Raw genomic sequence first — 22,712 nt, forward strand, 5'->3', positions numbered from 1 at the left:
GGGCGCCGCCGACCGGGAACGGGGACGGTTCCCGTCGGCGGCGGTCGTCACAGCATCAGGGGACGAGCAGCACCTTCCCGGTCGTGCTCCGTCCCTCGAGGGCGCGGTGGGCGTCGGCCGCCTGCCACAGCGGGAACTGGGCCCCGACGCGCACGCTGAGCGAGCCGTCGGCCGCGGCGCCGAACACCTCGGAGGAGCGCCACCGCCGCTCGTTGGCATTGAGCAGGTGGTGCGCGAGGGTCGGGCGGGTGAGGAAGAGCGAGCCGCCGGTGTTGAGCCGCTGAGGGTCGACCGGGGGCACCGGGCCCGACGCAGCGCCGAAGAGCACGAGCATTCCCCGGACGCGGAGGCTTGCGAGCGAGCCGTCGAACGTGTCCCGCCCGACGCCGTCGTACACCACATCGACGCCGGTTCCGCCCGTCAGCTCGCGCACCTGGTCGGGGAACTCGTGGTAGCGGATCACGTGGTCCGCGCCCGCGCCGTCGGCGAGCTCGGCCTTGGCGTCGGTGGAGACGGTCGTGATGACCCGCGCTCCCCGGGCCTTGAGCATCTGGATGAGGAGGAGCCCCACGCCGCCCGCTCCCGCGTGCACGAGGGCCGTCTGGCCGGACTCGACGCGGAATGTCGAGGTCACGAGGTAGTGCGCCGTCATGCCCTGCAGCGGCAGGGCCGCCGCGGTGAGGAGGTCCAGGCCCTCGGGGATCGGGAGCGCCTTGTCCGCGTCGACCAGCGCGTACTCGGCGTACGTCCTGACGCCCTCGGCGGTCGCGACCCGGTCGCCGTGGGCGAATCCCTCGACGCCCTCGCCCACCTCGGCGACGACGCCGGAGGCCTCGGCGCCGGGAGTGAAGGGGAACGGGATCTTGTAGATGCCCTGGCGCTGGTAGGTCTCGATGAAGTTGATGCCCGCCGCGGCGACCCGGATGAGGAGCTGGCCGGGACCGGGATGCGGCATCTCCACCTCTGCAGGTGCGAGGACCTCGGGCCCTCCGGGCGCGGCGGCGACGATGGCGTTTATCATGGCTCTCCTTCTGCTGGGGTGCGTCTAGGCTCGGGAACCATCCTACGGACGCCGACAATCTGCTGATGCATAAATATTGACTGTCATGCATAAACTTGCCTAGAGTGGCCGGGTGACTATTACCGCAGCAGTGTCCGGAGCCAGCGGCTACGCCGGAGGAGAGGTCCTCCGCCTGCTGGCCAACCACCCCGACGTCGAGATCGGCGCCATCACGGCCCACTCGAGCGCCGGCAGCCGCTTGGGCGAGCTCCAGCCGCACCTGCTCTCGCTCGCGGACCGGGTGATCGTCGAGACGACCGCGGAGAACCTGGCGGGGCACGACGTCGTGTTCCTCGCCCTCCCGCACGGGGCATCGGCAGAGGTGGCCGCGGCGCTGCCCGAGGGCACCCTGGTGATCGACGCCGGGGCGGACCACCGCCTCGAGGACCCCGAGGCCTGGTTCCGCTTCTACCGCTCCGAGCACGCCGGCACGTGGCCGTACGGACTGCCCGAGCTGCCCACGGGCGGCGGCGCGAAACAGCGGGACAAGCTCGTCGGCGCACGCCGCATCGCGGTCCCGGGCTGCTACCCGACCTCGGCGCTGCTCGCCCTCACCCCTGGCTTCGCCGCGGGCCTCCTCGAACCGGAGGACGTCGTGATCGTCTCGGCCTCCGGCACATCCGGCGCCGGCAAGTCGGCCAAGCCGCACCTGCTCGGCTCCGAGGTGATGGGCTCGATGAGCCCCTATGGAGTGGGCGGGGGCCACCGCCACACCCCTGAGATCGAGCAGGGCCTCTCCAATGCCGCGGGCGCCCCCGTCTCCGTCTCCTTCACGCCGACCCTCGCGCCCATGAGCCGCGGCATCCTCACGACGGCGACCGCCCGCGTCAAGCCCGGCGTCGGCGCCGCGCAGCTGCGCGCCGCGTGGGACGAGGCCTACGCCGGCGAGAGCTTCATCCACATCCTGCCCGAGGGCCAGTGGCCCGCGACCCAGATGGTCGTCGGCTCGAACCACGCCGCGATCCAGCTCGCGTTCGACGAGCACGCGGGCCGTGTGATCGTGAGCTCCGTGATCGACAACCTCACGAAGGGCACCGCCGGCGGGGCGGTGCAGTCCATGAACATCGCGCTGGGCCTTCCCGAGGGCGCCGGCCTCGCACAGCTGGGAGTCGCACCGTGACCGTCACCTCACCCTTGGGCTTCCGGGCCGCCGGGATCACCGCGGGCCTCAAGGCCTCGGGCAAGCCGGACATGGCTCTGGTCGTCAACGACGGACCCGACAGGAACGCCGCGGCCGTCTTCACCTCCAACCGCGTCGCCGCTGCCCCCGTGCGCTGGTCGAAGCAGGTGGTCACGGACGGGCGCGTTGACGCCGTCGTGCTCAACTCCGGCGGCGCGAACGCGTGCACCGGCCCAAAGGGGTTCCAGAACACCCACACCACGGCGGAGAAGACCGCCGACGCCCTCGGCATCTCGGCGGGCGACGTCGTGGTGTGCTCGACCGGCCTCATCGGCGAGCAGCTCCCCATGGACAAGATCGTCCCGGGCATCGACTCGCTCGCCTCAGCCCTCTCCGAGGACGGCGGCCACGACGCGGCGGTCGCGATCATGACGACGGACACCGTGCCCAAGGAGGCCGTGTTCACCGGCGCCGACACGCAGGGTGTGGAGTTCACGATCGGCGGGATCGCGAAGGGCGCCGGAATGCTCGCCCCGGGCCTCGCCACGATGCTCGTCGTGCTCACGACCGACGCCGAGGTCCATCCCGAGGTGCTCGACGCGGCTTTGCGCGACGCGACCCGCGTGACGTTCGACCGCGCCGACTCCGACGGCTGCATGTCCACCAACGACACCGTGGTGCTCATGGCCTCCGGCGCCTCGGGGGCGGTGCCGGACACGGCTGCCCTCACGGCCGGGCTCACCCAGGTCTGCGCCGAGCTGGCCCGCAAGCTCATCGGCGACGCCGAGGGCGCCGCGCACGATATCGCGATCCGCACGTTCAACGCTGCCAGCGAGCGCGACGCCGAGACCGTCTCGCGGGCGGTGGCCCGGTCCAACCTGTTCAAGACGGCCATCTTCGGCAAGGACCCGAACTGGGGCCGCGTGCTCTCCGCTGTCGGCACCACCGACGCCGCGTTCGAGCCGGACTCGCTCAACGTCTCGATCAACGGGGTCCAGATCTGCCAGAACGGCGGCATCGGCCAGGACCGCTCGCTCGTTGACCTCGAGCCGCGCGAGGTCCTCGTGGAGATCGACCTCGCCGCCGGGGACGCCGAGGCGACCATCTGGACCAACGACCTCACGCACGACTACGTGCACGAGAACTCCGCCTACTCGAGCTGAAAGGGGACGCGCGTGGCTGAGACCACCAGCAGCGGCACGACGAGCCCGAACATCCGCCTCGCCATGGACAAGGCCGAGACCCTCATCGAGGCCCTGCCCTGGATCCAGCGCTTCGCCGGCACCACCATGGTGGTCAAGTACGGCGGCAATGCGATGGTCAACGACGAGCTGCGGCGCGCCTTCGCCGAGGACATCGTCTTCCTGCACCACGTGGGCATCCATCCCGTGGTCGTGCACGGCGGCGGCCCGCAGATCAACGCGATGCTCGCCCGCGTGGGAATCGAGAGCGAGTTCAAGGGCGGCCTCCGCGTCACCACGCCGGAGGCCATGGATGTGGTCCGCATGGTCCTCACGGGCCAAGTGGGCCGCGAGCTCGTCGGCCTCATCAACTCCCATGGCCCCTACGCCGTGGGCATGTCGGGTGAGGACGCCGGCCTCCTCCGGGCGGTCCGCACGGGCACGGAGGTCGACGGCGAGGAGGTGGACCTCGGGCTCGTGGGCGAGGTCGTCGGCGTCAACCCCGGCGCCATCCTCGACATCCTCGGCGCGGGCCGCATCCCTGTCGTCTCCACCGTCGCCCCGGAGGTCACCGCGGAGACCGGGCCCGACGGCGTCGAACGCTTCCAGCCGACCGGCCAGGTCCTCAACGTCAACGCCGACACCGCCGCGGCCGCGGTCGCCGTCGCGCTCAACGCCTCGCGCCTCGTGGTCCTCACGGACGTCGAGGGCCTCTACAGCAACTGGCCGGACAGGGACTCGCTCGTCTCCCAGATCTCCGCCTCCGAGCTGCGCGACATGCTCCCCTCCCTCGAGTCCGGCATGATCCCCAAGATGGGCGCCTGCCTCAAGGCCGTCACGGAGGGCGTGGACCGTGCCGCGATCGTCGATGGCCGCAGCCCCCACACGATGCTCCTCGAGATCTTCACGAACGCCGGCGTCGGCACCCAGGTGGTGCCCGACGGGGAAGGACAGCACGCATGAGCGACAGCATTGGGTCGACCTCGCCTTCGCCCGTTGAGGGGGCGGGCCTGCCGCCCACGAGTGCCCACGGATCCCCGGAGGCCCGCCCCCTCACCGAGCTGGTGGAGGGCTCGCCGTCCGGCGCGGCCTGGCTCGCCCGCTACTCGGACTCGCTCATGGGCGTCTTCGGCACTCCGCAGCGCGTCCTGGTCCGGGGGCAGGGCTGCTACGTGTGGGACGCCGACGGCAAGCAGTACCTCGACCTGCTCGGCGGCATCGCCGTCAACGCCCTCGGCCACGCGCACCCGTTCGTCACGAGCGTGATCTCGTCCCAGCTCTCCACGCTCGGCCACGTCTCGAACTTCTTCACGAGCCCCACCCAGGTGGCGCTGGCGGAGAAGCTGCTGGAGATCACCGGCGCGCCCGCTGGGTCCAAGGTGTTCTTCGCGAACTCCGGCACCGAGGCGAACGAGGCCGCGTTCAAGCTGGCTCGAAGGAACAGCACCAACGCGGGCGGCGGGCCGCGCACCAAGGTCGTCGCGCTCGAGGGCGCGTTCCACGGCCGCACCATGGGCGCCCTCGCGCTGACGGCCAAGAAGGCGTACCGCGAGCCGTTCGAGCCGCTGCCCGGCGGGGTCGTGCACATCCCGTTCGGCGACGTCGAGGCGCTCCGCGCCGCCGTCGACGAGAGCACCCAGGCCGTGTTCCTCGAGCCGATCCAGGGTGAGGCCGGCGTGATCCCGCTCCCGAAGGGATACCTCGCCGAGGCGCGGAAGATCACGCACGACGCCGGCGCCCTCCTGATCGTCGACGAGGTCCAGACCGGGATCGGCCGCACGGGCAGCTGGCTCGCGATCGAGGGCTCGGGCGTGGTCCCCGACGCCGTCACGCTCGCCAAGGGCCTCGGCGGCGGGTTCCCGATCGGCGCCCTCGTGACGTTCGGCGCCGAGGTGAGCGCGCTCCTGAGCGCCGGCCAGCACGGCACCACGTTCGGCGGCAATCCGGTCGCGACCGCCGCCGCGCTGGCCACAGTCCACGCGCTCGAGTCGCAGGGCGTCCTCGCGAACGTCCGCGCCGTGGGGGAGCGGCTCCGCACCGCCCTCGCCGCGCTGCCCGAGGTCGCCGAAGTCCGCGGCCGCGGCCTGCTGATCGGCATCGACCTGGCGGTCCCCCCGGGGGACACGGCGCCGCTGCCCGACGGCGCGAACCTCGCCGCCGCCGTCGTGAACCAGGCACTCGAGGCGGGCTTCATCATCAACGCGCCGGGCCCGCGGACCCTCCGCCTCGCGCCGCCGCTCATCCTCACGGCCGAGCAGGCCGACACGTTCGTCGCGGCGCTGCCGGGTCTGGTGGCGTCAGCCACAGAACGCCTCACCGCCGCGCAGACATCGAAGGAGGCGAAGTGACCAGCACCCGGCACTTCCTCAAGGACACCGACCTCAGCCCCGCCGAGCAGGCGGAGGTCCTCGACCTCGCCGTGCGCATGAAGGCCGCCCCCTACTCGGTCCAGCCGCTCGCGGCTGAGGGTTCCGCCCGCAGGACGGTCGCCGTCATCTTCGACAAGACCTCGACCCGCACGCGGGTCTCCTTTGCCACGGGCGTGTCCGACATGGGCGGTACTCCGCTCATCATCAACCCGGGCGAGGCGCAGATCGGCCACAAGGAGTCGGTCGAGGACACCGCGAAGGTCCTCGAGCGGATGGTCGCCGCGATCGTGTGGCGCACGGGAGCGCACCAGGGCCTCGTGGACATGGCCGCCCACTCGCGCGTGCCCGTGGTCAACGCCCTGTGCGACGACTACCACCCGTGCCAGCTCCTCGCCGACCTCCTGACCGTCAAGGAGCACAAGGGCGAGCTCGCCGGCCTGAGCATGGCCTACCTCGGCGACGCCGCGAACAACATGGCCAACTCGTACCTCCTCGCGGGCGTGACTGCCGGCATGCACGTGCGCATCGCCGGGCCGGAGGGCTACCTGCCCGCACCGGAGATCGTGGCGGAGGCCGAGGACGTCGCGGCGAAGACCGGCGGATCGGTGCTCGTCACCGTGGACGCGGCCGCAGCGCTCGAGGGTGCCGACGTCGTCACGACCGACACGTGGGTCTCGATGGGCCAGGAAGCCGAGAAGGCCGAGCGGATGCAGCTGTTCCGCGACTACTCCGTGGACGCCGCGGCGATGGCCAAGGCCGCGCCCGACGCCGTGTTCCTCCACTGCCTTCCGGCCTACCGCGGCTACGAGGTCGCCGCAGAGGTGATCGACGGCCCGCAGTCCGTGGTCTGGGACGAGGCCGAGAACCGCCTGCACGCCCAGAAGGCCCTGCTCGCGTGGGTCCTGCACTACTCGGGCCAGGCTGTCGTCGAGGGCCTCCCGGCGGTCTCCTGAGCGACATGAGCGCCATACCCAGCTCCGCACCGCAGACCAAGGCCGCCCGCCAGGCGCGCATCCGCGCGCTCCTGGCGGGGACCTCGGTGCGCTCGCAGGCGGAGCTCGCCACCCTCCTGGCGGACGACGGCGTGCAGGTCACCCAGGCGACCCTCTCGCGCGACCTCGTGGAGATCGGGGCCGTGCGCGTGCGCGGCGCCGACGGCGGCCTGGTCTACGCCGTCCGCGGCGAGGGAGGGGACCGGAGCCCACGCACGGGCCAGGCCCCCGAAGTGCTCGACGCACGCCTCGCGAAGCTGTGCGCCGATCTGCTGGTGACCGCCGAGGCGTCGGCGAACATCGTGGTCCTGCGGACCCCGCCGGGTGCGGCGAACTTCCTGGCCCTCGCGATCGACCACTCCGTGATCCCCTCGATCCTCGGAACCATCGCCGGCGACGACACCGTCATGATCGTCACCCGGGAGCCGGGGGGCGGAGAGTCCGTCGCTGCCCGATTCCTCGAGCTCGCCTCCCAGGGGGGGTGAGGCTTCATGCCCGCAGTCCACCTCCGCGGTCAGCTCATCTGCCGTGACAGTAACGAGGCCGCGCTTGTGGTCCGGCATCTCCCCCGCCACGTTGCGCTGACGCGTGCGGAGGCCGGGTGCGTCTCGTTCCGAGTGGAGCCGTCCGCGGACCCGTTGGTGTGGGAGGTCGAGGAACTGTTCAGCGACCCGGAGGCGTTCGCGGTCCACCAGGAACGGGTCGCTGGCAGTGAGTGGGGGCGCGTCACGGCGGCGATCGAGCGCCGATACACAGTAGAAGGCGCGTCCTTCGGGGGGACGTAGGCGGTCCTGCCCGGCAAGGTCGAGGCTGCCCTGCCAGACGCGGCGGCTTCTGGGCCTCCCGATCCGGTCAGCCCTGAGGTGTCACAGATTCGGGGCCTGCGGTGTCTTGTGGCCGGAATCCTGCGCCCGCGGGATCCGGAGCCGTCAGGAGACACCGTGACCCAGAACAGCAGCACCGCAGACCCCCGCACCGCCCGGACCCGTGCCGTCGTCATCGGCGGCGGGTACGCCGGCACGATGGCGGCCAACCGCCTCACGCAGCGCCGGGACGTGGACGTGACCCTCGTCAACCCGCGCCCGCAGTTTGTCGAGCGGATCCGCCTGCACCAGCTCGTCGGCGGCACGCACGACGCCGTCCACGACCTCCGCGAGGTCCTCGCCCCAGACGTCCGGCTTGTCGTCGACAGGGCGACGCGGATCGACGCCCCTCGCCGCACCGTCGCGCTCGCATCGGGTGCCCGGCTCGCCTACGACTACCTCGTCTACGCCGTCGGCAGCTCGGGCGCACCCATGGACGTGCCGGGCGCGGACGAGTTCGCCCACCCCCTCGCCACGGTCGAGGACGCCCGACGGGTGCGTGCCGCGCTCGACGCCGCACCGGCCCGCGCCGCCGTGACCGTGGTCGGCGGCGGCCCCACAGGCATCGAGACCGCCGCAGAGCTCGCCGAGGCCGGGCGGCCCGTGGCTCTCGTGTGCGGCGGCGTGCTCGGCCCGTACCTGCACCCCGAGGCACGCCTGGCACTCGCTGGGCGGCTCAGCCGCCTCGGCGTGACAGTGCTCGACGGCCCGGGCGCCCGGGCCGCGGAGGTGAGTCCCGGCGTCGTGCGCCTCGAGGACGGGCGCGACGTGCCCAGCGGCGTCACCATCTGGACGGCCGGCTTCGCCGTCCCGGGCCTCGCCGCCGAGAGCGGACTGGCGACCGACGACGGCGGCCGCATCCTGACGGACGAGACGCTCGCCAGCGTGGACGATCCGCGCATCGTCGCTGCCGGCGACGCGGCCTCGCCGTCGGGCATCCCGTACCGGATGAGCTGCCAGGCCGCTATCCCGCTCGGCTCGCTGGCGGCCGACGCGGTGCTGGCGCGCGTCGCGGGCACGACGCCCAAGGCAGTCTCCCCGGGCTTCGTCGGACAGTGCCTGAGCCTCGGCCGACGGACTGGGCTGGTCCAGGCCGCATCGACGGACGACCGCGCGCGGAAGGCCTTCCTCGCCGGACGGACAGCGGCAGCGATCAAGGAAGGCATCTGCCGGTCGACCTACCGCGGCCTGCTCTTCGAGGCCAGGAGGCCAGGGGTCGTCAACTGGGCCTTCATCACCGATCGCAGGCGGCGCGACGACCTCGAGGCCGCGCGCCATGACGGCCTCGCCCCGCTGCGCCCCGCGTAGCGTGGGCGCAGAAGAGGGGAGGATCCATGAGCGACCACGCGACCGAGCGTGCCACCCGGGCCTTCGTCGACCAGCGGAACCTGCTGTTCACGGTGGCCTACGAGATGCTCGGCTCGGCGGCCGACGCCGAGGACGTCCTGCAGGAGTCGTGGCTGCGGTGGGTCGCGGTCGATCCCGACCACGTCCGCGACGAGCGCGCCTACCTGGTGAGGATCGTCACGAGGCAGGCGCTCAACCGGCTGCGGACCATGGCGCGCCGCAGGGAGGCCTACATCGGCCCCTGGCTCCCCGAGCCGCTGCTCACCTCGCCGGACGTGGCCGACGACGTCGAGCTCGCCGAAAGCGTCTCGATGGCACTCCTGCTCGTGCTCGAGACGCTCTCGCCGACTGAGCGCGCCGTCTTCGTCCTGCGCGAGGTCTTCGAGGTCGGCTACGACGACATCGCGGCCGCCGTCGACAAGAGCCCGGCCGCCGTCCGGCAGATTGCGTCCCGCGCGCGCCAGCACGTCGAGGCGCGCCGGCCGCGGGAGACCGCGTCGCCGCGCCAGCTCGCCACGACGCTCGCCTCGTTCCAGCACGCGGTCGACACCGGCGACCTCCAGGGCCTGCTCGGCGTCCTCGCCCCGGACGTCGTCCTGGTCAGCGACGGCGGAGGCCTCAAGCAGGCTGCGCTCCGGCCGATCATCGGGGCCGAGAAGGCCGTCCGGTTCCTCGCCGGCATCTCGGCGAAGACCCCAGGGCGCATCACGTGCGAGGTTGCCTCGGTCAACGGGACGCCGGGGCTCGAGTTCCGCATCAGCGGCGAGCTCGACGGCGTCCTCATGGTCCGCGTCGAGGAGGGGCTGGCCACGGGCCTCTACTACGTGCGCAATCCGGAGAAGCTGACCCGACTCGCCTCGAACACCGTGCTCACCCGTCGGTGACGCCTCCTCGCCGCCCCGATTCACGCTCCCTGCTCGAGGGACGCCAGGAGCAGCGCCTCGGCGAAGATGGCGCGGCGGTAGTCGGCCAGGTCAATGGACTCGTCGGCGCCGTGGGCGCGCGAATCGGGGTCCTCGGCCCCGTTGATGAGCACCTGCGCGTGAGGGAACCACGCCGCGAGCTCGGCGGCCGCCGGGATCGAGCCGCCCACGCCCATGAGCACCGGGGCCACGCCCCACGCCTCTTCCATGGCACGGCGCATGGTGCGGGCCGCCGGGGATTCGCCGTCGCCGGCGAAGGACTTGGTCGCGCTCCCGGGCACGAGCGAGACGTGTGCGCCCAGGGGCGTGTGGGACTCCAGGTGGGCCCGCACGGCCTCCAGCGCCCGCAGCGGTTCGTCCCCGGGGGCAAGCCGCAGGCTGATCTTCGCCCGGGCGGCAGGCACGATGGCGTCGGACGAGACGTCCACGCCCGGGGCATCGAGGCCGACCACGGACAGAGCCGGCTTCGTCCAGAGCCGGGAGGCGATGCTACCCGAGCCGGCCAGCCGCACGCCCGGGAGGACGCCCGCGTCCGCCCGGTAGTCGTCCTCGCTCAGGTCCACCTGGCTCGAGTCCCACCCGCCCAGCCCGGCGACGGCGACGCTGCCGTCGGGTCCGTAGAGGCTCGCGATCAGCTGGGACGTGACCGCGAGCGCGTCGAGCACGGGGCCGCCGAACGTGCCGGAATGGAGGGCATGGTCGAGCACGCGGACCTCGATGACCGCTGTCGCGATGCCGCGGAGGCTCGTGGTCAGCGCGGGCACCCCCACGCGCCAGTTGCCGGAGTCGGCGACCACCACGACGTCGGCGCGCAGGAGGTCCCCGCGGGAGCTCAGCAGCTGCGGCAGCGACGGCGAGCCGATCTCCTCCTCTCCGTCGATGAACACGACGACGCCGAGCCCGTTCGCCGCCCCCACGGCCCGGGCGAAGGCGCGGTACGCGGCCAGATGGAGGACCACCCCGCCCTTGTTGTCGGCGACGCCGCGGCCGAACAGCCGTCCGTCCCGTCGGGTCGCCTCGAAGGGAGGGGTGTGCCAGGCGCGGGGGTCGCCGGCCGGCTGGACGTCGTGGTGCGCGTAGAGGAGCACGGTCGGGCGCCCGGGCGCGGCCGGCCTGCTGGCGAGGACCGACGGGGCGCCGGGCGCGCCGTCGGGCCGCGCTTCGCGCACGATGCGGACCTCCGGGAAGCCAGTCCCCTCGAACAGCTCCGCCACGAGCTGCGCGCTGCGCTCGAGCGGCGCCGGATCGAGCGCGGCCCACGCCGAGCCCGGGATGGCCACCAGCCGTCGGAGGTCCGCGATGGCGTCGTCGAAGCCTGCTTCCGTCTCGGCGCGCAGTGCAGCCGTGAAAGGCATCATGCCCCCACCCTCCCAGAGGGGCTCGGCCGAGCCAAGCACTGTACGCCCGGCGCCGCGGGGCGGGAGAATGCCTGAGTGCCGTCTCCCCTGCGGATTGCGCGCCATGCATATCTATGTAGACTGATGCATAACAATTCGTGCTTGCCCTGCTTCCAGGGAACCTGTGCCTAAGGAGAACACCGTGAAGGATCGCATCGTCCTCGCCTACTCGGGCGGTCTGGACACCTCCGTCGCGATCGGCTGGATCGCCGACGCGACGGGCGCCGAGGTCGTCGCCGTCGCCGTCGACGTCGGGCAGGGCGGCGAGAACATGGAGACGATCCGCCAGCGCGCCCTCGGCTGCGGCGCCGTCGAGGCCTACGTCGCGGACGCCCGCGACGAGTTCGCGGACGAGTACTGCATGCCGACCCTGAAGGCCAACGGCCTGTACCAGGGCCACTACCCGCTGGTCTCCGCGATCTCCCGCCCGGTCATCGTCAAGCACCTGGTCAAGGCCGCCCGCGAGTTCGGCGCGTCCACCGTCGCGCACGGCTGCACCGGCAAGGGCAACGACCAGGTCCGCTTCGAGGTCGGCATCCAGACCCTCGGCCCGGACCTGAAGTGCATCGCCCCGGTCCGCGACCTTGCCCTGACCCGCGACAAGGCCATCGCGTACGCGGAGGAGAAGCACCTCCCGATCATCACGACCAAGAAGAACCCCTACTCGATCGACCAGAACGTCTGGGGGCGCGCCGTCGAGACGGGCTACCTCGAGGACATCTGGAACGCGCCGACCAAGGACATCTACGACTACACCCAGACGCCGGAGTTCCCGCCGGCCCCGGACGAGGTCACGATCACCTTCGTGAAGGGCACGCCCACCGCGCTCGACGGCGTCGCGATGTCCCCGCTGCAGATCATCCAGGAGCTCAACCGCCGCGCCGGCGCCCAGGGCGTGGGCCGCATCGACGTCGTCGAGGACCGCCTCGTCGGCATCAAGAGCCGCGAGATCTACGAGGCCCCCGGCGCGATGGCGCTCATCACGGCGCACAAGCACCTCGAGGACATCACGATCGAGCGCGAGCACGCCCGCTTCAAGGCCGGCGTGGACCGCCGCTGGAGCGAGCTCGTCTACGACGGCCAGTGGTTCTCCCCGCTCAAGCGCGCCCTCGATACCTTCATCGAGGACTCCCAGCAGTACGTCTCCGGCGACATCCGCATGGTCCTCCACGGCGGCACCGCCGTGGTCAACGGACGCCGCTCGGACACGTCGCTGTACGACTTCAACCTCGCCACCTACGACACGGGCGACACGTTCGACCAGTCCAACGCGAAGGGCTTCATCGACATCTGGGGCATGTCCTCGAAGGTGGCCTCGAGCCGCGACCAGCGCGTCGCGGGGGAGTGAGCGCCGGTGGTTGAGGGCAGCGGAGCACCGCAGCAGGGCCCACGGGCGCAGGGGTCCCCGGCCGAGCGCAGCGAGGCCGGGGGGCGCTCGGGGACGAACGAGGGCGCGCTGTGGGGCGGCCGCTTCGCCGGGGGACCGGCGGACGCGCTCGCCGCGCTGAGCAAGTCGACGCACTTCGACTGGCGCCTGGCCCGCTACGACATCGCGGGATCCCGCGCCCACGCGCGGGTCCTGCACCGCGCCGGCCTGCTCGACGACGCCGAGCTCGCGGGGATGCTGGACGCGCTCGACCGGCTCGACGCCGACGTCGCCTCCGGCGCCTACGTCGCCGCGGAGTCCGACGAGGATGTGCACGGTTCGCTCGAGCGCGGCATCATCGAGCGCGCTGGCGCCCACCTCGGCGGCAAGCTGCGCGCCGGGCGGTCGCGCAACGACCAGATCGCGACCCTCGGGCGCATGTTCCTGCGGGACCACGCGCGGCTCATCGCCCGCGGGGTCCTCGCGACGGTCGACGCGCTCGTGGCCCAGGCGGAGGCGCACCCGGAGGCGGCCATGCCCGGTCGCACGCACCTCCAGCACGCCCAGCCCGTCCTGCTCAGCCACCACCTGCTCGCCCACGCCTGGGCACTGCTCCGCGACGTCCAGCGACTGCAGGACTGGGACAGGCGCGCCGCGGTCTCGCCGTACGGATCCGGTGCGCTCGCCGGCTCCTCGCTCGGACTCGACCCCGAGGCCGTCGCCGCGGACCTCGGCTTCGACTCGGCCGTGCACAACTCGATCGACGGCACCGCCTCGCGGGACGTCTTCGCCGAGTTCGCGTGGGTCGCGGCGATGATCGGGGTGGACCTCTCGCGGATCTCCGAGGAGGTCATCCTCTGGGCCACGAAGGAGTTCTCCTTCGTCACGCTCGACGACGCCTACTCCACGGGGTCGAGCATCATGCCGCAGAAGAAGAACCCGGACGTCGCCGAGCTCGCGCGCGGCAAGGCGGGGCGCCTCATCGGCGACCTCACGGGCCTGCTCGCGACCCTCAAGGGGCTTCCGCTCGCCTACAACCGGGACCTGCAGGAGGACAAGGAGCCCGTCTTCGACGCAGCGGACACCCTCGAGCTCCTGCTCCCGGCGGTCTCGGGCATGGTTGCCACGCTCGTCTTCAACACCGAGCGCATGGCCTCGCTCGCCCCGCAGGGCTTCGCCCTCGCAACCGACATCGCCGAGTGGCTCGTCCGCCAGGGCGTGCCGTTCCGCGAGGCGCACGAGCTCTCCGGCGCCGCGGTGAAGCAGGCCGAGTCGCGCGGCGTCGAGCTCTGGGACCTGACGGACGAGGAGTATGCGGCGATCAGCCCGGCGCTCACCCCCGAGGTGCGCACGGTGCTCTCGACCGAGGGCTCGCTCGCGAGCCGGAACGCGCAGGGCGGCACCGCGCCGTCCGCCGTCGCCCGCCAGCTCACGGCGCTCAAGGACCAGCTCGCGGACGCGCGGGAGTTCGCGGGCTGACCCTTCCCGGCGGACACCCGCCGGGCGCATCATCATTGCGTGCAGTCGCGCACGCTGATGGTCGTCGTCGCCCATCCCGATGACGACGCCTACGGTATCGCCGGCTCGATCGCCCTCCACGCGGACGAGCCGGCGTTCCGCTTCGTGCTGGTCCACGCGACCGACGGCGCCGCCGGCCAGATCGCACCCGGCGTCGACGCGACGCCCGAGACCCTCGGCTCCGTGCGGCGCGAGGAGGACCGCCGGGCCTGGCTCGCCCACGGGCGCGAGCCGGACCGCCACGAGTGGCTCGAGTACGACGACGGGCGCGTCGCCGAGGAGGACCCCTCCGACCTCGCGCTGCGCATCCGGGCGATCATGGCCGAGGAGCGGCCCGACGTGGTCTACACCTTCGGGCCGGACGGCATCACGGGACACCCTGACCACATCGCGGTCGGCCAGGCCGCCGACGCCGCCTTCCTGGGACTTGCCTCGGACGGCGGCCCCGGCTTCCGCAGACTCCTGCACTGGGCCGTGAAGCACTCCTCGTGGCTCACGATGAACCGGGCCCGGCTGCGCCTCGGCCTTCCGCCATGGGACCCGAAGGAGGTCTACCACTTCCGCGGCGTCCCGGACGACCTCATCGACATGCGGGTCGACACGCGCACCGTCGCCGGGCGTGTCGTCGCTGGGGTCGTGGAGCACCGCAGCCAGCAGCTCTCCCTCATGGCCCCGCCGGCGGGCCTCGACGCGTGGCACTCGATCGCCGCGCGGGAGTACTTCGTCCAGGCGTGGCCCCCTCGAGAGCGTGGGATGCCCCTGCTCAGGGACATCTTCGAAGGGCTCTAGGGCAGCCGCACCGTCCCGGCGCCGCCGTCCACCCCGGATCCGTCGACGGCGCGACGAGCACCTCCCCGGGCAGCAGCGACGCGTTCCCCGGATCGAGGACCACGCGCGCCGCTGCGGCGACCGTTCCGGCGGACACGGGAACGCCCCTCAGGATTCCCGGTTCGCGCGGCCCTCCCGCCGTCCCCGCTCCGAGGGCCGCCTCGGGTTCCGTCCCGTCCGAGAGCAGGACCCGCGGCACGCGGCGGCGGTGCATCTCGCGCGCGTAGTCGGCCCGGCGGCGGGCGACGACGGCGCGCAGCCGCCGCGCGCCGTCGTCCGCGGGCACGCTGTGGTTACGGGAGGGCTGCGCGAGTGCGAGCGCCGAGCGCGCTTCTGCGAACGTGAGGAAGAAGACGGCGTCCCGGTCGGGGAGGACGCCCGTGTCGGCGAGGTGCCGTCCGACGGCCAGCAGCTCCGTGCGGACGGCGTCGAAGACGCGGACAAGGAGGAACTTCGGCTCCTCCCGCAGCCCGGCCAGCGCCCGCGCCCGCTTCAGGAATGCTTCGGCCGTGGCTCCGCAGAGCCGGCTGCGGTCCTTCGCGCGGGCGGACAGCATGCGGGCCGCCTCGTCGCCGGCGCGGGCGGCAGCGGCCAGGGCGCCGGTGCACGGCCTCAGCATAGACCCGGCTCGCTCGAGTGTCGTGGGCCGGCGGTACGCTGGCCCCATGGACACCGCTGCTGCCCCCACCCCGTCGGCCGGCCTCGACGACGAGCGCCTCCTCGCAGGCATCGAGAGCGCCGCCGAGGGCATCCGCACTGAGCTTGCACAGCTCACGGACACGTCGGTCTCAGAGGACTCCCTGCTGCCCGGCTGGACTCGCGGGCACGTCCTCGCGCACGTGGCCGGGGTGTGCCGCGGGATGGCCCGCCAGCTCGAGTATGCGGAGCGGGGCGAGCTCATCGAGCTGTACGACGGCGGCCAGGAGGGGCGCACCAAGGAAATCGAGGCGGGGGCGGCTTCGAGCGCCGAGGAGCACCGCGAGCGGACGGGCGCCGCGCTGGACCGCGCGCTCGAGGCGTTCCGCGGCCTCGGCCCCGCGGGGTGGGACCGGCCCATCACGTACCGCGACGGTGTGGTCCGGGACGGCGGCCTCGCCCTCTGGCGCGAGCTCGTCATCCATCGCACCGACCTCGGCACCGGTGCGAGCCAGCACGGCTGGGACGAGGCGTTCTGCGGCCATCTCCTCGGCTTCCTCGCCGCGCGCGTGCCTGAGGGCATGTCCTTCGCGCTGCATCCCCAGGGCCGCCCGGACCTGCTCATCGGCTCCGGCCCGGACACCGTGGACGTCCACGGGCGTCTGGCGGACATCCTCGCATGGCTCGCCGGCCGGCCGGTCGACCATGCCTCGGTGCGCGCGGAGCACGCGGGCGAGGCCGTGCCGCTGCCGCAGATCGGCCCGTGGCCGGCGGCATCGTCGGCGAAGTAGGGCATGCCCGACGACCTGGCGGCGTGGCTGCTCCGGGACCCTGTCCTCGTGGCCCCGGACCTCCTCGGCGCCGTGCTGACCCACACGTCTGCGGAAGGCGCCGTCTCGGTCCGGCTCACCGAGGTCGAGGCGTACCGCGGGCACCGCGACTCCGAGCATCCCGACCCCGGCTCGCACTCCTACAACGGGCGCACGCCACGCAACGAGGTCATGTGGGGACCGCCCGGGCACCTCTACGTCTACTTCACGTACGGCATGCACTTCTGCGCGAACGTCGTGTGCGGCCCTGCGGGCAGCTCTTCCGGCTGCCTCCTGCGGGCCGGGGAGGTCGTCGAGGGCATCGAGCTCGCCCGCTCCCGACGCCCGGCCGCGAAGCGCGACGCGGATCTGGCCCGGGGACCGGCCCGGCTCGCCCAGGCGCTCGCGATCGGCCGGGGGGACAACGGCGCCGCGCTCGACGGCGGCCGGTTCCGGCTCGAGCCGCCATCCCACCGCGCCGCCGGGGTGCTCTCCGGTCCGCGGGTCGGGGTCGCCGGCCCCGGAGGGTCGGCGGACTACCCGTGGCGGTTCTGGCTCCCCGGCGAGCCCAGTGTCTCCGCCTACCGCCCGGCGAAGCCCCGCCCACGGCCCCACGCCTGACACCCACGGCCGTCTGACACCCCGGCCGTCTGACGGCTAAGCCGCATCGACCGGGGGTGCCTCGCCCACACGGTCCGCGCCCGTGAGGTCGCGGCGCTCGAGCCGGGCCAGGAGCCTGGCGCGCACGAGCGGCCACTCGGCTCCGAGGACCGAGAACACCGCCGTGTCCACCCTCGCGCCGTCGTGCCCCGGCCGATATGCGCGCAGGGTTCCCTCGTGCACCGCTCCGAGCTTGAGCAGGGCGTTCACGCTGCGCCCGTTGCGCGTGTCCACCCGGAAGGCGAGCCGGCTCAGGCCCAGATCGTCGAAGGCATGGCCCAGCAGGAGCAGCTTCGTCGCCGGATTCATGCCGGAGCCCCAGTGCGCTCGGGCGAAGAACGTCCCGCCCACCTCCGCACGGCCCAGCCGCACGTCGAGATTGTAGAGCCCGGTCGTCCCCGCCACGGCCCCGGTGACGGGATCGCAGGCGGCGAAGGGCAGAGCCGCGGGGTCCTCGAGCCGCGAGGAGAAGATCTCCGCCAGGTCCTCGACGCACTGGGGTCGGCGCGCGGCCATCCCGGACCACGTCGGGACGTCGACGTGGCCAAAGAGGTGCTCCGCGTGCAGGGGCGCAAGCGGCACCAGCCGGACGCCGTGCCCGGCGAGCGTGAGCGCGTGATGCATGCCGACAGTGAAGCACCCGGGAAACCTGTCCGGTACGCCGCAGCGGCGGATGTGGATATGAACTTTGGGTAACGTGGGGGCGTGACTGAACCCCGCCCCGGCATCACGCCCCAGACTGACGACGAGGCCCGCCCCGCTGCCTTCGCGGAGCACCCTGTGGAGGACATTCTCGACCGCCTGTGCGCCACGGTCGCCGACTATCCCGCACCGGGGGTCTCGTTCAAGGACCTCACCCCGGTGTTCGCGGATGCGGAGGGACTGAGAGCCGTCGTCGACGCGATCGTCGAGCCCTTCCTCGGCCACTTCGACCTCATCGCGGGCATCGAGGCCAGAGGCTTCCTCCTCGCCGCCGCCGCGGCCTACGCGACGGGCACCGGAGTGCTCACGATCCGCAAGGCCGGCAAGCTGCCCCGGGAGACCTACGCCGAGGAGTACGCGCTCGAGTACGGGGCCGCGACCCTCGAGATCCACACGACCGACCTCGCCCCCGGAGCCCGCGTCCTGATCCTCGACGACGTGCTGGCGACAGGCGGCACGGTGGGGGCTGCCGCCCGGCTCGTCGAGCGGTGCGGGGCGCACGTGGTGGGGATCGGCGTCGTCCTCGAACTGCCGGCCCTCGGCGGCCGCGCTGCGCTCGAAGGCCGCCCGGTGCACTCGCTCCAGCGGGTCGACTGACCCGCCGCCGGCCAGGTTTCGCCGTCGTTCACCCGAATCGCTGTAGAATGGACGGTCCAGCTTTTCAGTATGAGGGGAACGCACAGATGCTCGACGCCGACCTGTCCCACGAACGGGAATACGTCCGGGGCCTCTACGCGCGGCTCGACGAGCTGCGCGAGGAGAAGAGGGGACAGCTCGACGCCGTCCGCAAGGCCGGGGCGATCGGGTCGATGCAGAATGTTTCCGAGCGTGACGCGTTCGCCGCGATGTACGAGGACCGCCTCGCCCAGCTCGACGCGGTCGAGAACCGGCTCGTGTTCGGCCGGCTGGACTTCGACGGCGGCGAGCAGCAGTACATCGGCCGCATCGGCCTGAGCACCGACGACCTCCGCCGGCTCATGGTCGACTGGCGCGCCCCCGAGGCCAGCCACTTCTACCAGGCCACGGCCTTCGACCGGCAGGGTGTCCGCCGGCGCCGGCACCTCATCCTCCAGGGGCGCGAGGTCAAGGCGATCGAGGACGATGTGCTCGACGCCGAGATGCTCGACGGCTCGACCAGCCACCAGGGCGAGGGCGCGCTCCTCGCGGCCCTGAACTCCAAGCGCACCGGGCGCATGGCCGACATCGTGAGCACCATCCAGGCCGAGCAGGACCGGATCATCCGCGCGCCCATGCCCGGGGCGCTCGTCGTGCAGGGCGGGCCGGGCACCGGCAAGACGGCGGTTGCACTCCACCGCGCCGCGTACCTCCTCTACTCCCACCGGGAGCGCCTCAAGAGCGCGGGCGTGCTCCTGGTCGGCCCATCGTCGTCGTTCATGAAGTACATCGAGAGGGTGCTTCCGTCGCTCGGCGAGACCGGCGTCGTGATGTCCAGCGTCGGCAGGCTCATGCCGGGCATCACGGCCGTCCCCGAGGCGGATGCCCGTGTCGCCGCGCTCAAGGGCAGCAAGCGCATGGTCGACCTCGTTGCGGCGGCGGTCGCGAACCGCCAGCGTGTGCCGGCGGGGGACAGGGTCCTCGAGGTCGAGGGCTACAAGCTCCTCCTCACCCCGCGGCAGGTGCGCCGGGCCCGGGACAAGGCCCGGGCCACGGGCAAGCCGTACAACGAGGCCCGCAACACCTTCGTCAAGATCCTCCTGCGTGAGCTCACGGAACAGCTGCAGTCCAAGGTCGAAGCGAGCAACGCCGGCAACACCGCCGACCGCTCCTACCTGGCCGAGGACGTCCGGCAGTCCCGCGACGTGCGCGTCGCCGTCAACCTGTGCTGGATGCCCATGACGCCTGAGCAGCTGGTCTCGGAGCTCTTCAGCAGGCGCAGCATCCTCGACGCGGTCGGCTCGGCCCTCACGGAGGAGGAGCGCGACCTCCTGCGGCGCCCCGCGGACTCGCCGTGGACCGAGGCCGACGTCCCCCTTCTGGACGAGGCGGCAGAGCTCCTCGGGGAGCTCGACGCGACCACGGGCCACGAGGCGGCCCGGCGCGAGGCCGAGCGCCGCCGCGACCTCGAGAACGCGCAGCAGGCCCTGCAGAACGTGGACGCGGCGCTCCGCGAGGTCGGGCTGAACGGAGTGATCGAAGCGGAGGACCTCGCTGACTACCAGCAGGGCCCCGAGGCGCGGATGACGGCGGCTGAGCGCGCTGTGGGAGACCGCACCTGGGCCTACGGCCACATCATCGTGGACGAGGCGCAGGAGCTCTCCTACATGCAGTGGCGCCTGCTCGTGCGCCGCTGCCCGCTCAAGTCCTTCACCATCGTGGGCGACATCGCCCAGACGTCGTCGGCCGCCGGCGCGTCCTCCTGGAGCCGGGCGCTCACGCCGTTCTTCGGCGACCGCTGGACGCTCGAGGAGCTCACCGTCAACTACCGCACGCCTGCCCAGATTGCGGAGGCCGCTGCCCGGATGGCGGCCGCGGCGGGCCTCGTCGTCTCCGCGCCCAAGGCCGTGCGGGAGGGCCGCTGGGAGCCGATCGTCGACCGCGTGGGCCCGGGAGGCGTCGTCGAACGTCTCCTCGCCGTCCTGCCAGAGGAAATCGAGGCGGCCGACGGCGGTCTGGTCGCCGTGATCGCGGAGGGCAAGCTCGCCGGCGCCGCGCGGGAGGCGCTGCGCGGCGCCTACGGGGCCCGGGTCGGCAGCGGCGCGGGCAGCTTCGAGCAGGACATCGTCGTGATCGACCCACGGGAGGCGAAGGGCCTCGAGTTCGACGTCGTCGTGGTGCTAGAGCCCGCGGCGCTGCTGGACCACGAGCACGGCAAGGTCGGCGACCTGTACGTCGCCATGACGCGGCCCACCCAGCGCCTCCGGCTCATCGCCGAGGGACCCATCCCTGCCGGCATCGAGCAGGGCCGCTGAAGCAGGGCAGGGATGCGCTGGGCGACCACGGGCGCTGATACCGTAGAAGCCGTGCCGCAGACAGCAATTCTCGACTCCCAGAAGAACGATCCGAGCTTCCCGAACATCTGGCAGGAGCTCAAGTGGAGGGGACTCGTCCACGTCTCCACGGATGAGGCCGAGCTCGAGAAGCTCCTCGCCGGTGAGCCGATCACGTACTACTGCGGCTTCGACCCCACAGCTCCGAGCCTCCACCTGGGCAACCTCGTGCAGCTGCTCGTGCTGCGCAGGCTCCAGCTCGCAGGCCACAAGCCGCTCGGCCTCGTGGGAGGCTCCACCGGGCTCATCGGAGACCCGCGTCCGACGGCGGAGCGCACCCTCAACACCAAGGACACCGTGGCGGAGTGGGTGGGCTACCTCAAGGCGCAGGTGAGCCGCTTCCTCTCCTTCGAAGGGGACAACGCGGCGCGGATCGTCAACAACCTCGACTGGACGGCGCCCCTCTCGGCGATCGACTTCCTGCGTGAGGTTGGCAAGCACTTCCGTGTCGGGACGATGCTGCGCAAGGACGCGGTGGCATCGAGGCTCTCCTCGGACGAGGGCATCTCCTACACCGAGTTCAGCTACCAGATCCTCCAGGGCATGGACTACCTGGAGCTGTTCCGCCAGTACGACTGCCGCCTGGAAACCGGTGGCTCGGACCAATGGGGCAACCTGACGAGCGGGACGGAGCTCATCCGCAAGGTCGAGGGCAAGACCGTGCACGCGTTGGGAACCCCCCTCATCACGAATTCGGACGGGACGAAGTTCGGCAAGAGCGAGGGCAACGCCATCTGGCTTGACCCGGCGATGTGCTCGCCGTACACGTTCTACCAGTTCTGGCTCAACACGCAGGACGCCGACGTGATCGACCGGCTGAAGGTCTTCACGTTCCTCACGCGCGCACAGATCGAGGAGCTCGCGGCGTCGGTCGCGGAGCGCCCGTTCGCCCGGGAGGCCCAGCGCCGGCTCGCATACGAAGTCACCTCGCTGGTCCACGGCGTCGAGGCCACCGAGAAGGTCATCGCGGCCTCGGCCGCGCTGTTCGGCAACGGCGATTTGGGTGTCCTCGACGAGGAAACGCTCGACGCCGCGACAGCCGAGCTCTCGACGGCGGCCGTGACGCCCGGGCAGCTCGGGATCGTCGAGCTCCTGGTCGCCACGGGCTTGGCCGAGAGCAAGTCCGCGGCGCGGCGCACCGTCGGCGAAGGCGGAGCGTACGTGAACAACACCAAGGTCACCGATCCGGAGGCCAGGATCGCCGCCGAGGACGCTCTGCATGGCAGGTACTTCCTCGTCCGCCGCGGAAAGAAGCACCTGGCCACGGCTGTCCTCGAGGACTGACCCTCGCGCTGGCGGGCCGCGCCGCCAGCCGACACGCCCGGGCGGTTCGCCCGACTTGCGAGGGCAGCGGCCGGGGGGTAATGTATTCCGAGTCGCCAACGCAGAGCGGAGGCGAAAAACCCCAGAACTCAACCGGGAAATGCTCGGACTGCCGGAATTCCGGCCTTCCTGCAGCGCCCCGGATCAGGTTTTCGAAGAAGACGCGGATTTGATTCTGCGGATGGAAACCGGTAGAGTTATGGATCGTGCTTCGGGGAGGCGCAGGGCCGGAACGGCTGAGCGCGTTACCCGGGGGGCCTGTTGTTTGAGAACTCAATAGTGTGCCAAGTTCGTTGATGCCATTTTTTTGATGGTGTTGATTGTCTGGTTGCGTGCACCCCCGTGTGCGTGGCCGGGTTTTTATGCCAGTTTTGGATTGTGCTGGCCGGTGTGGGTGTTTTCCCGCCCTTCCGGCTGGTTCTTCTGTTTTTGACGGAGAGTTTGATCCTGGCTCAGGATGAACGCTGGCGGCGTGCTTAACACATGCAAGTCGGACGATGAAGCCCTTTCGGGGGTGGATTAGTGGCGAACGGGTGAGTAACACGTGAGCAACCTGCCCTTGACTCTGGGATAAGCCTGGGAAACTGGGTCTAATACCGGATAGGACCCC

Annotated in this window: 20 protein-coding genes; 16 read left to right on the forward strand and 4 right to left on the reverse strand. The window is 71.9% G+C overall.

Features of this window, described 5'->3' with window-relative positions:
* Positions 1-55: 55 nt before the first annotated feature.
* The gene (locus CGQ25_RS06020) at positions 56-1,021 is read right to left on the reverse strand and encodes a quinone oxidoreductase (protein WP_208712258.1); all 966 of its coding nucleotides are present in this window, start codon (positions 1,019-1,021) and stop codon (positions 56-58) included.
* 112 nt (positions 1,022-1,133) lie between these two features.
* On the opposite strand from CGQ25_RS06020, the gene argC reads away from it, so the two are divergent.
* The 8 genes from argC to CGQ25_RS06060 all read left to right on the forward strand — a co-directional run bounded on the left by argC (position 1,134) and on the right by CGQ25_RS06060 (position 9,816).
* A complete protein-coding gene (argC, locus tag CGQ25_RS06025) occupies positions 1,134-2,180 on the forward strand; it encodes an N-acetyl-gamma-glutamyl-phosphate reductase (RefSeq protein WP_208712259.1) in 1,047 nt (348 codons plus the stop codon).
* A complete protein-coding gene (argJ, locus tag CGQ25_RS06030) occupies positions 2,177-3,343 on the forward strand; it encodes a bifunctional glutamate N-acetyltransferase/amino-acid acetyltransferase ArgJ (RefSeq protein ID WP_208712260.1) in 1,167 nt (388 codons plus the stop codon). Before argC ends, argJ begins: the two co-directional genes overlap by 4 nt.
* Before the next feature lie 63 nt (positions 3,344-3,406).
* Entirely contained in the window at positions 3,407-4,324 is a 918-nt protein-coding gene (argB, locus tag CGQ25_RS06035; RefSeq protein WP_208712931.1) for an acetylglutamate kinase, read from the forward strand.
* Complete coding sequence (locus tag CGQ25_RS06040) at positions 4,321-5,709, forward strand: acetylornithine transaminase (protein ID WP_208712261.1); 1,389 nt, start codon at positions 4,321-4,323, stop codon at positions 5,707-5,709. The genes argB and CGQ25_RS06040 overlap by 4 nt, the downstream gene beginning before the upstream one ends.
* On the forward strand, positions 5,706-6,683 hold the full coding sequence (gene argF, locus CGQ25_RS06045) for an ornithine carbamoyltransferase (protein ID WP_208712262.1): 978 nt from the start codon (positions 5,706-5,708) through the stop codon (positions 6,681-6,683). Before CGQ25_RS06040 ends, argF begins: the two co-directional genes overlap by 4 nt.
* A 5-nt stretch (positions 6,684-6,688) precedes the next feature.
* Positions 6,689-7,207 (forward strand): arginine repressor, encoded by a 519-nt coding sequence (locus CGQ25_RS06050; protein WP_208712263.1) that lies wholly within the window; start codon positions 6,689-6,691, stop codon positions 7,205-7,207.
* A 456-nt stretch (positions 7,208-7,663) separates the two neighbouring features.
* Positions 7,664-8,893 (forward strand): NAD(P)/FAD-dependent oxidoreductase, encoded by a 1,230-nt coding sequence (locus CGQ25_RS06055; RefSeq protein ID WP_255405607.1) that lies wholly within the window; start codon positions 7,664-7,666, stop codon positions 8,891-8,893.
* A 26-nt stretch (positions 8,894-8,919) separates the two neighbouring features.
* The gene (locus CGQ25_RS06060; RefSeq protein ID WP_208712264.1) at positions 8,920-9,816 is read left to right on the forward strand and encodes an RNA polymerase sigma-70 factor; all 897 of its coding nucleotides are present in this window, start codon (positions 8,920-8,922) and stop codon (positions 9,814-9,816) included.
* 20 nt (positions 9,817-9,836) lie between these two features.
* Here CGQ25_RS06060 and CGQ25_RS06065 read toward each other — a convergent pair whose 3' ends face one another.
* The gene (locus CGQ25_RS06065; RefSeq protein WP_255405608.1) at positions 9,837-11,213 is read right to left on the reverse strand and encodes a M20/M25/M40 family metallo-hydrolase; all 1,377 of its coding nucleotides are present in this window, start codon (positions 11,211-11,213) and stop codon (positions 9,837-9,839) included.
* 181 nt (positions 11,214-11,394) lie between these two features.
* Here CGQ25_RS06065 and CGQ25_RS06070 point away from each other — a divergent pair, with 181 nt between their 5' ends.
* The 3 genes from CGQ25_RS06070 to CGQ25_RS06080 are packed head-to-tail and all read left to right on the forward strand — an operon-like array spanning position 11,395 to position 14,925.
* A complete protein-coding gene (locus CGQ25_RS06070) occupies positions 11,395-12,600 on the forward strand; it encodes an argininosuccinate synthase (protein ID WP_208712266.1) in 1,206 nt (401 codons plus the stop codon).
* 6 nt (positions 12,601-12,606) lie between these two features.
* Positions 12,607-14,097 (forward strand): argininosuccinate lyase, encoded by a 1,491-nt coding sequence (argH, locus tag CGQ25_RS06075; protein ID WP_208712267.1) that lies wholly within the window; start codon positions 12,607-12,609, stop codon positions 14,095-14,097.
* Positions 14,098-14,136: 39 nt separating this feature from the next.
* A complete protein-coding gene (locus CGQ25_RS06080) occupies positions 14,137-14,925 on the forward strand; it encodes a PIG-L deacetylase family protein (RefSeq protein WP_255405609.1) in 789 nt (262 codons plus the stop codon).
* Here CGQ25_RS06080 and CGQ25_RS06085 read toward each other — a convergent pair.
* Entirely contained in the window at positions 14,900-15,583 is a 684-nt protein-coding gene (locus tag CGQ25_RS06085) for a hypothetical protein (RefSeq protein WP_222703707.1), read from the reverse strand. The genes CGQ25_RS06080 and CGQ25_RS06085 overlap by 26 nt on opposite strands.
* A 46-nt stretch (positions 15,584-15,629) precedes the next feature.
* Between CGQ25_RS06085 and CGQ25_RS06090 the strand changes: the two genes are divergently transcribed.
* Positions 15,630-16,391, forward strand: coding sequence for a maleylpyruvate isomerase family mycothiol-dependent enzyme (locus CGQ25_RS06090; RefSeq protein WP_208712269.1), 762 nt, complete (start codon positions 15,630-15,632; stop codon positions 16,389-16,391).
* Between the two features lie 3 nt (positions 16,392-16,394).
* Entirely contained in the window at positions 16,395-17,030 is a 636-nt protein-coding gene (locus CGQ25_RS06095; protein ID WP_208712270.1) for a DNA-3-methyladenine glycosylase, read from the forward strand.
* Between the two features lie 36 nt (positions 17,031-17,066).
* On the opposite strand, the gene CGQ25_RS06100 is transcribed toward CGQ25_RS06095, so the two are convergent.
* Entirely contained in the window at positions 17,067-17,693 is a 627-nt protein-coding gene (locus tag CGQ25_RS06100) for a GNAT family N-acetyltransferase (protein WP_208712271.1), read from the reverse strand.
* 156 nt (positions 17,694-17,849) lie between these two features.
* On the opposite strand from CGQ25_RS06100, the gene CGQ25_RS06105 reads away from it, so the two are divergent.
* The 3 genes from CGQ25_RS06105 (at position 17,850) to tyrS (ending at position 22,063) form a co-directional block, all read left to right on the forward strand.
* On the forward strand, positions 17,850-18,368 hold the full coding sequence (locus tag CGQ25_RS06105; protein ID WP_255405744.1) for an adenine phosphoribosyltransferase: 519 nt from the start codon (positions 17,850-17,852) through the stop codon (positions 18,366-18,368).
* Between the two features lie 86 nt (positions 18,369-18,454).
* The gene (locus CGQ25_RS06110; RefSeq protein WP_208712272.1) at positions 18,455-20,701 is read left to right on the forward strand and encodes an AAA family ATPase; all 2,247 of its coding nucleotides are present in this window, start codon (positions 18,455-18,457) and stop codon (positions 20,699-20,701) included.
* Between the two features lie 51 nt (positions 20,702-20,752).
* A complete protein-coding gene (gene tyrS / locus CGQ25_RS06115; RefSeq protein ID WP_255405613.1) occupies positions 20,753-22,063 on the forward strand; it encodes a tyrosine--tRNA ligase in 1,311 nt (436 codons plus the stop codon).
* The last annotated feature ends 649 nt before the right edge of the window (positions 22,064-22,712 follow it).

This window comes from Sinomonas sp. R1AF57, from assembly GCF_002224485.1.
Lineage (GTDB): Bacteria > Actinomycetota > Actinomycetes > Actinomycetales > Micrococcaceae > Sinomonas > Sinomonas flava.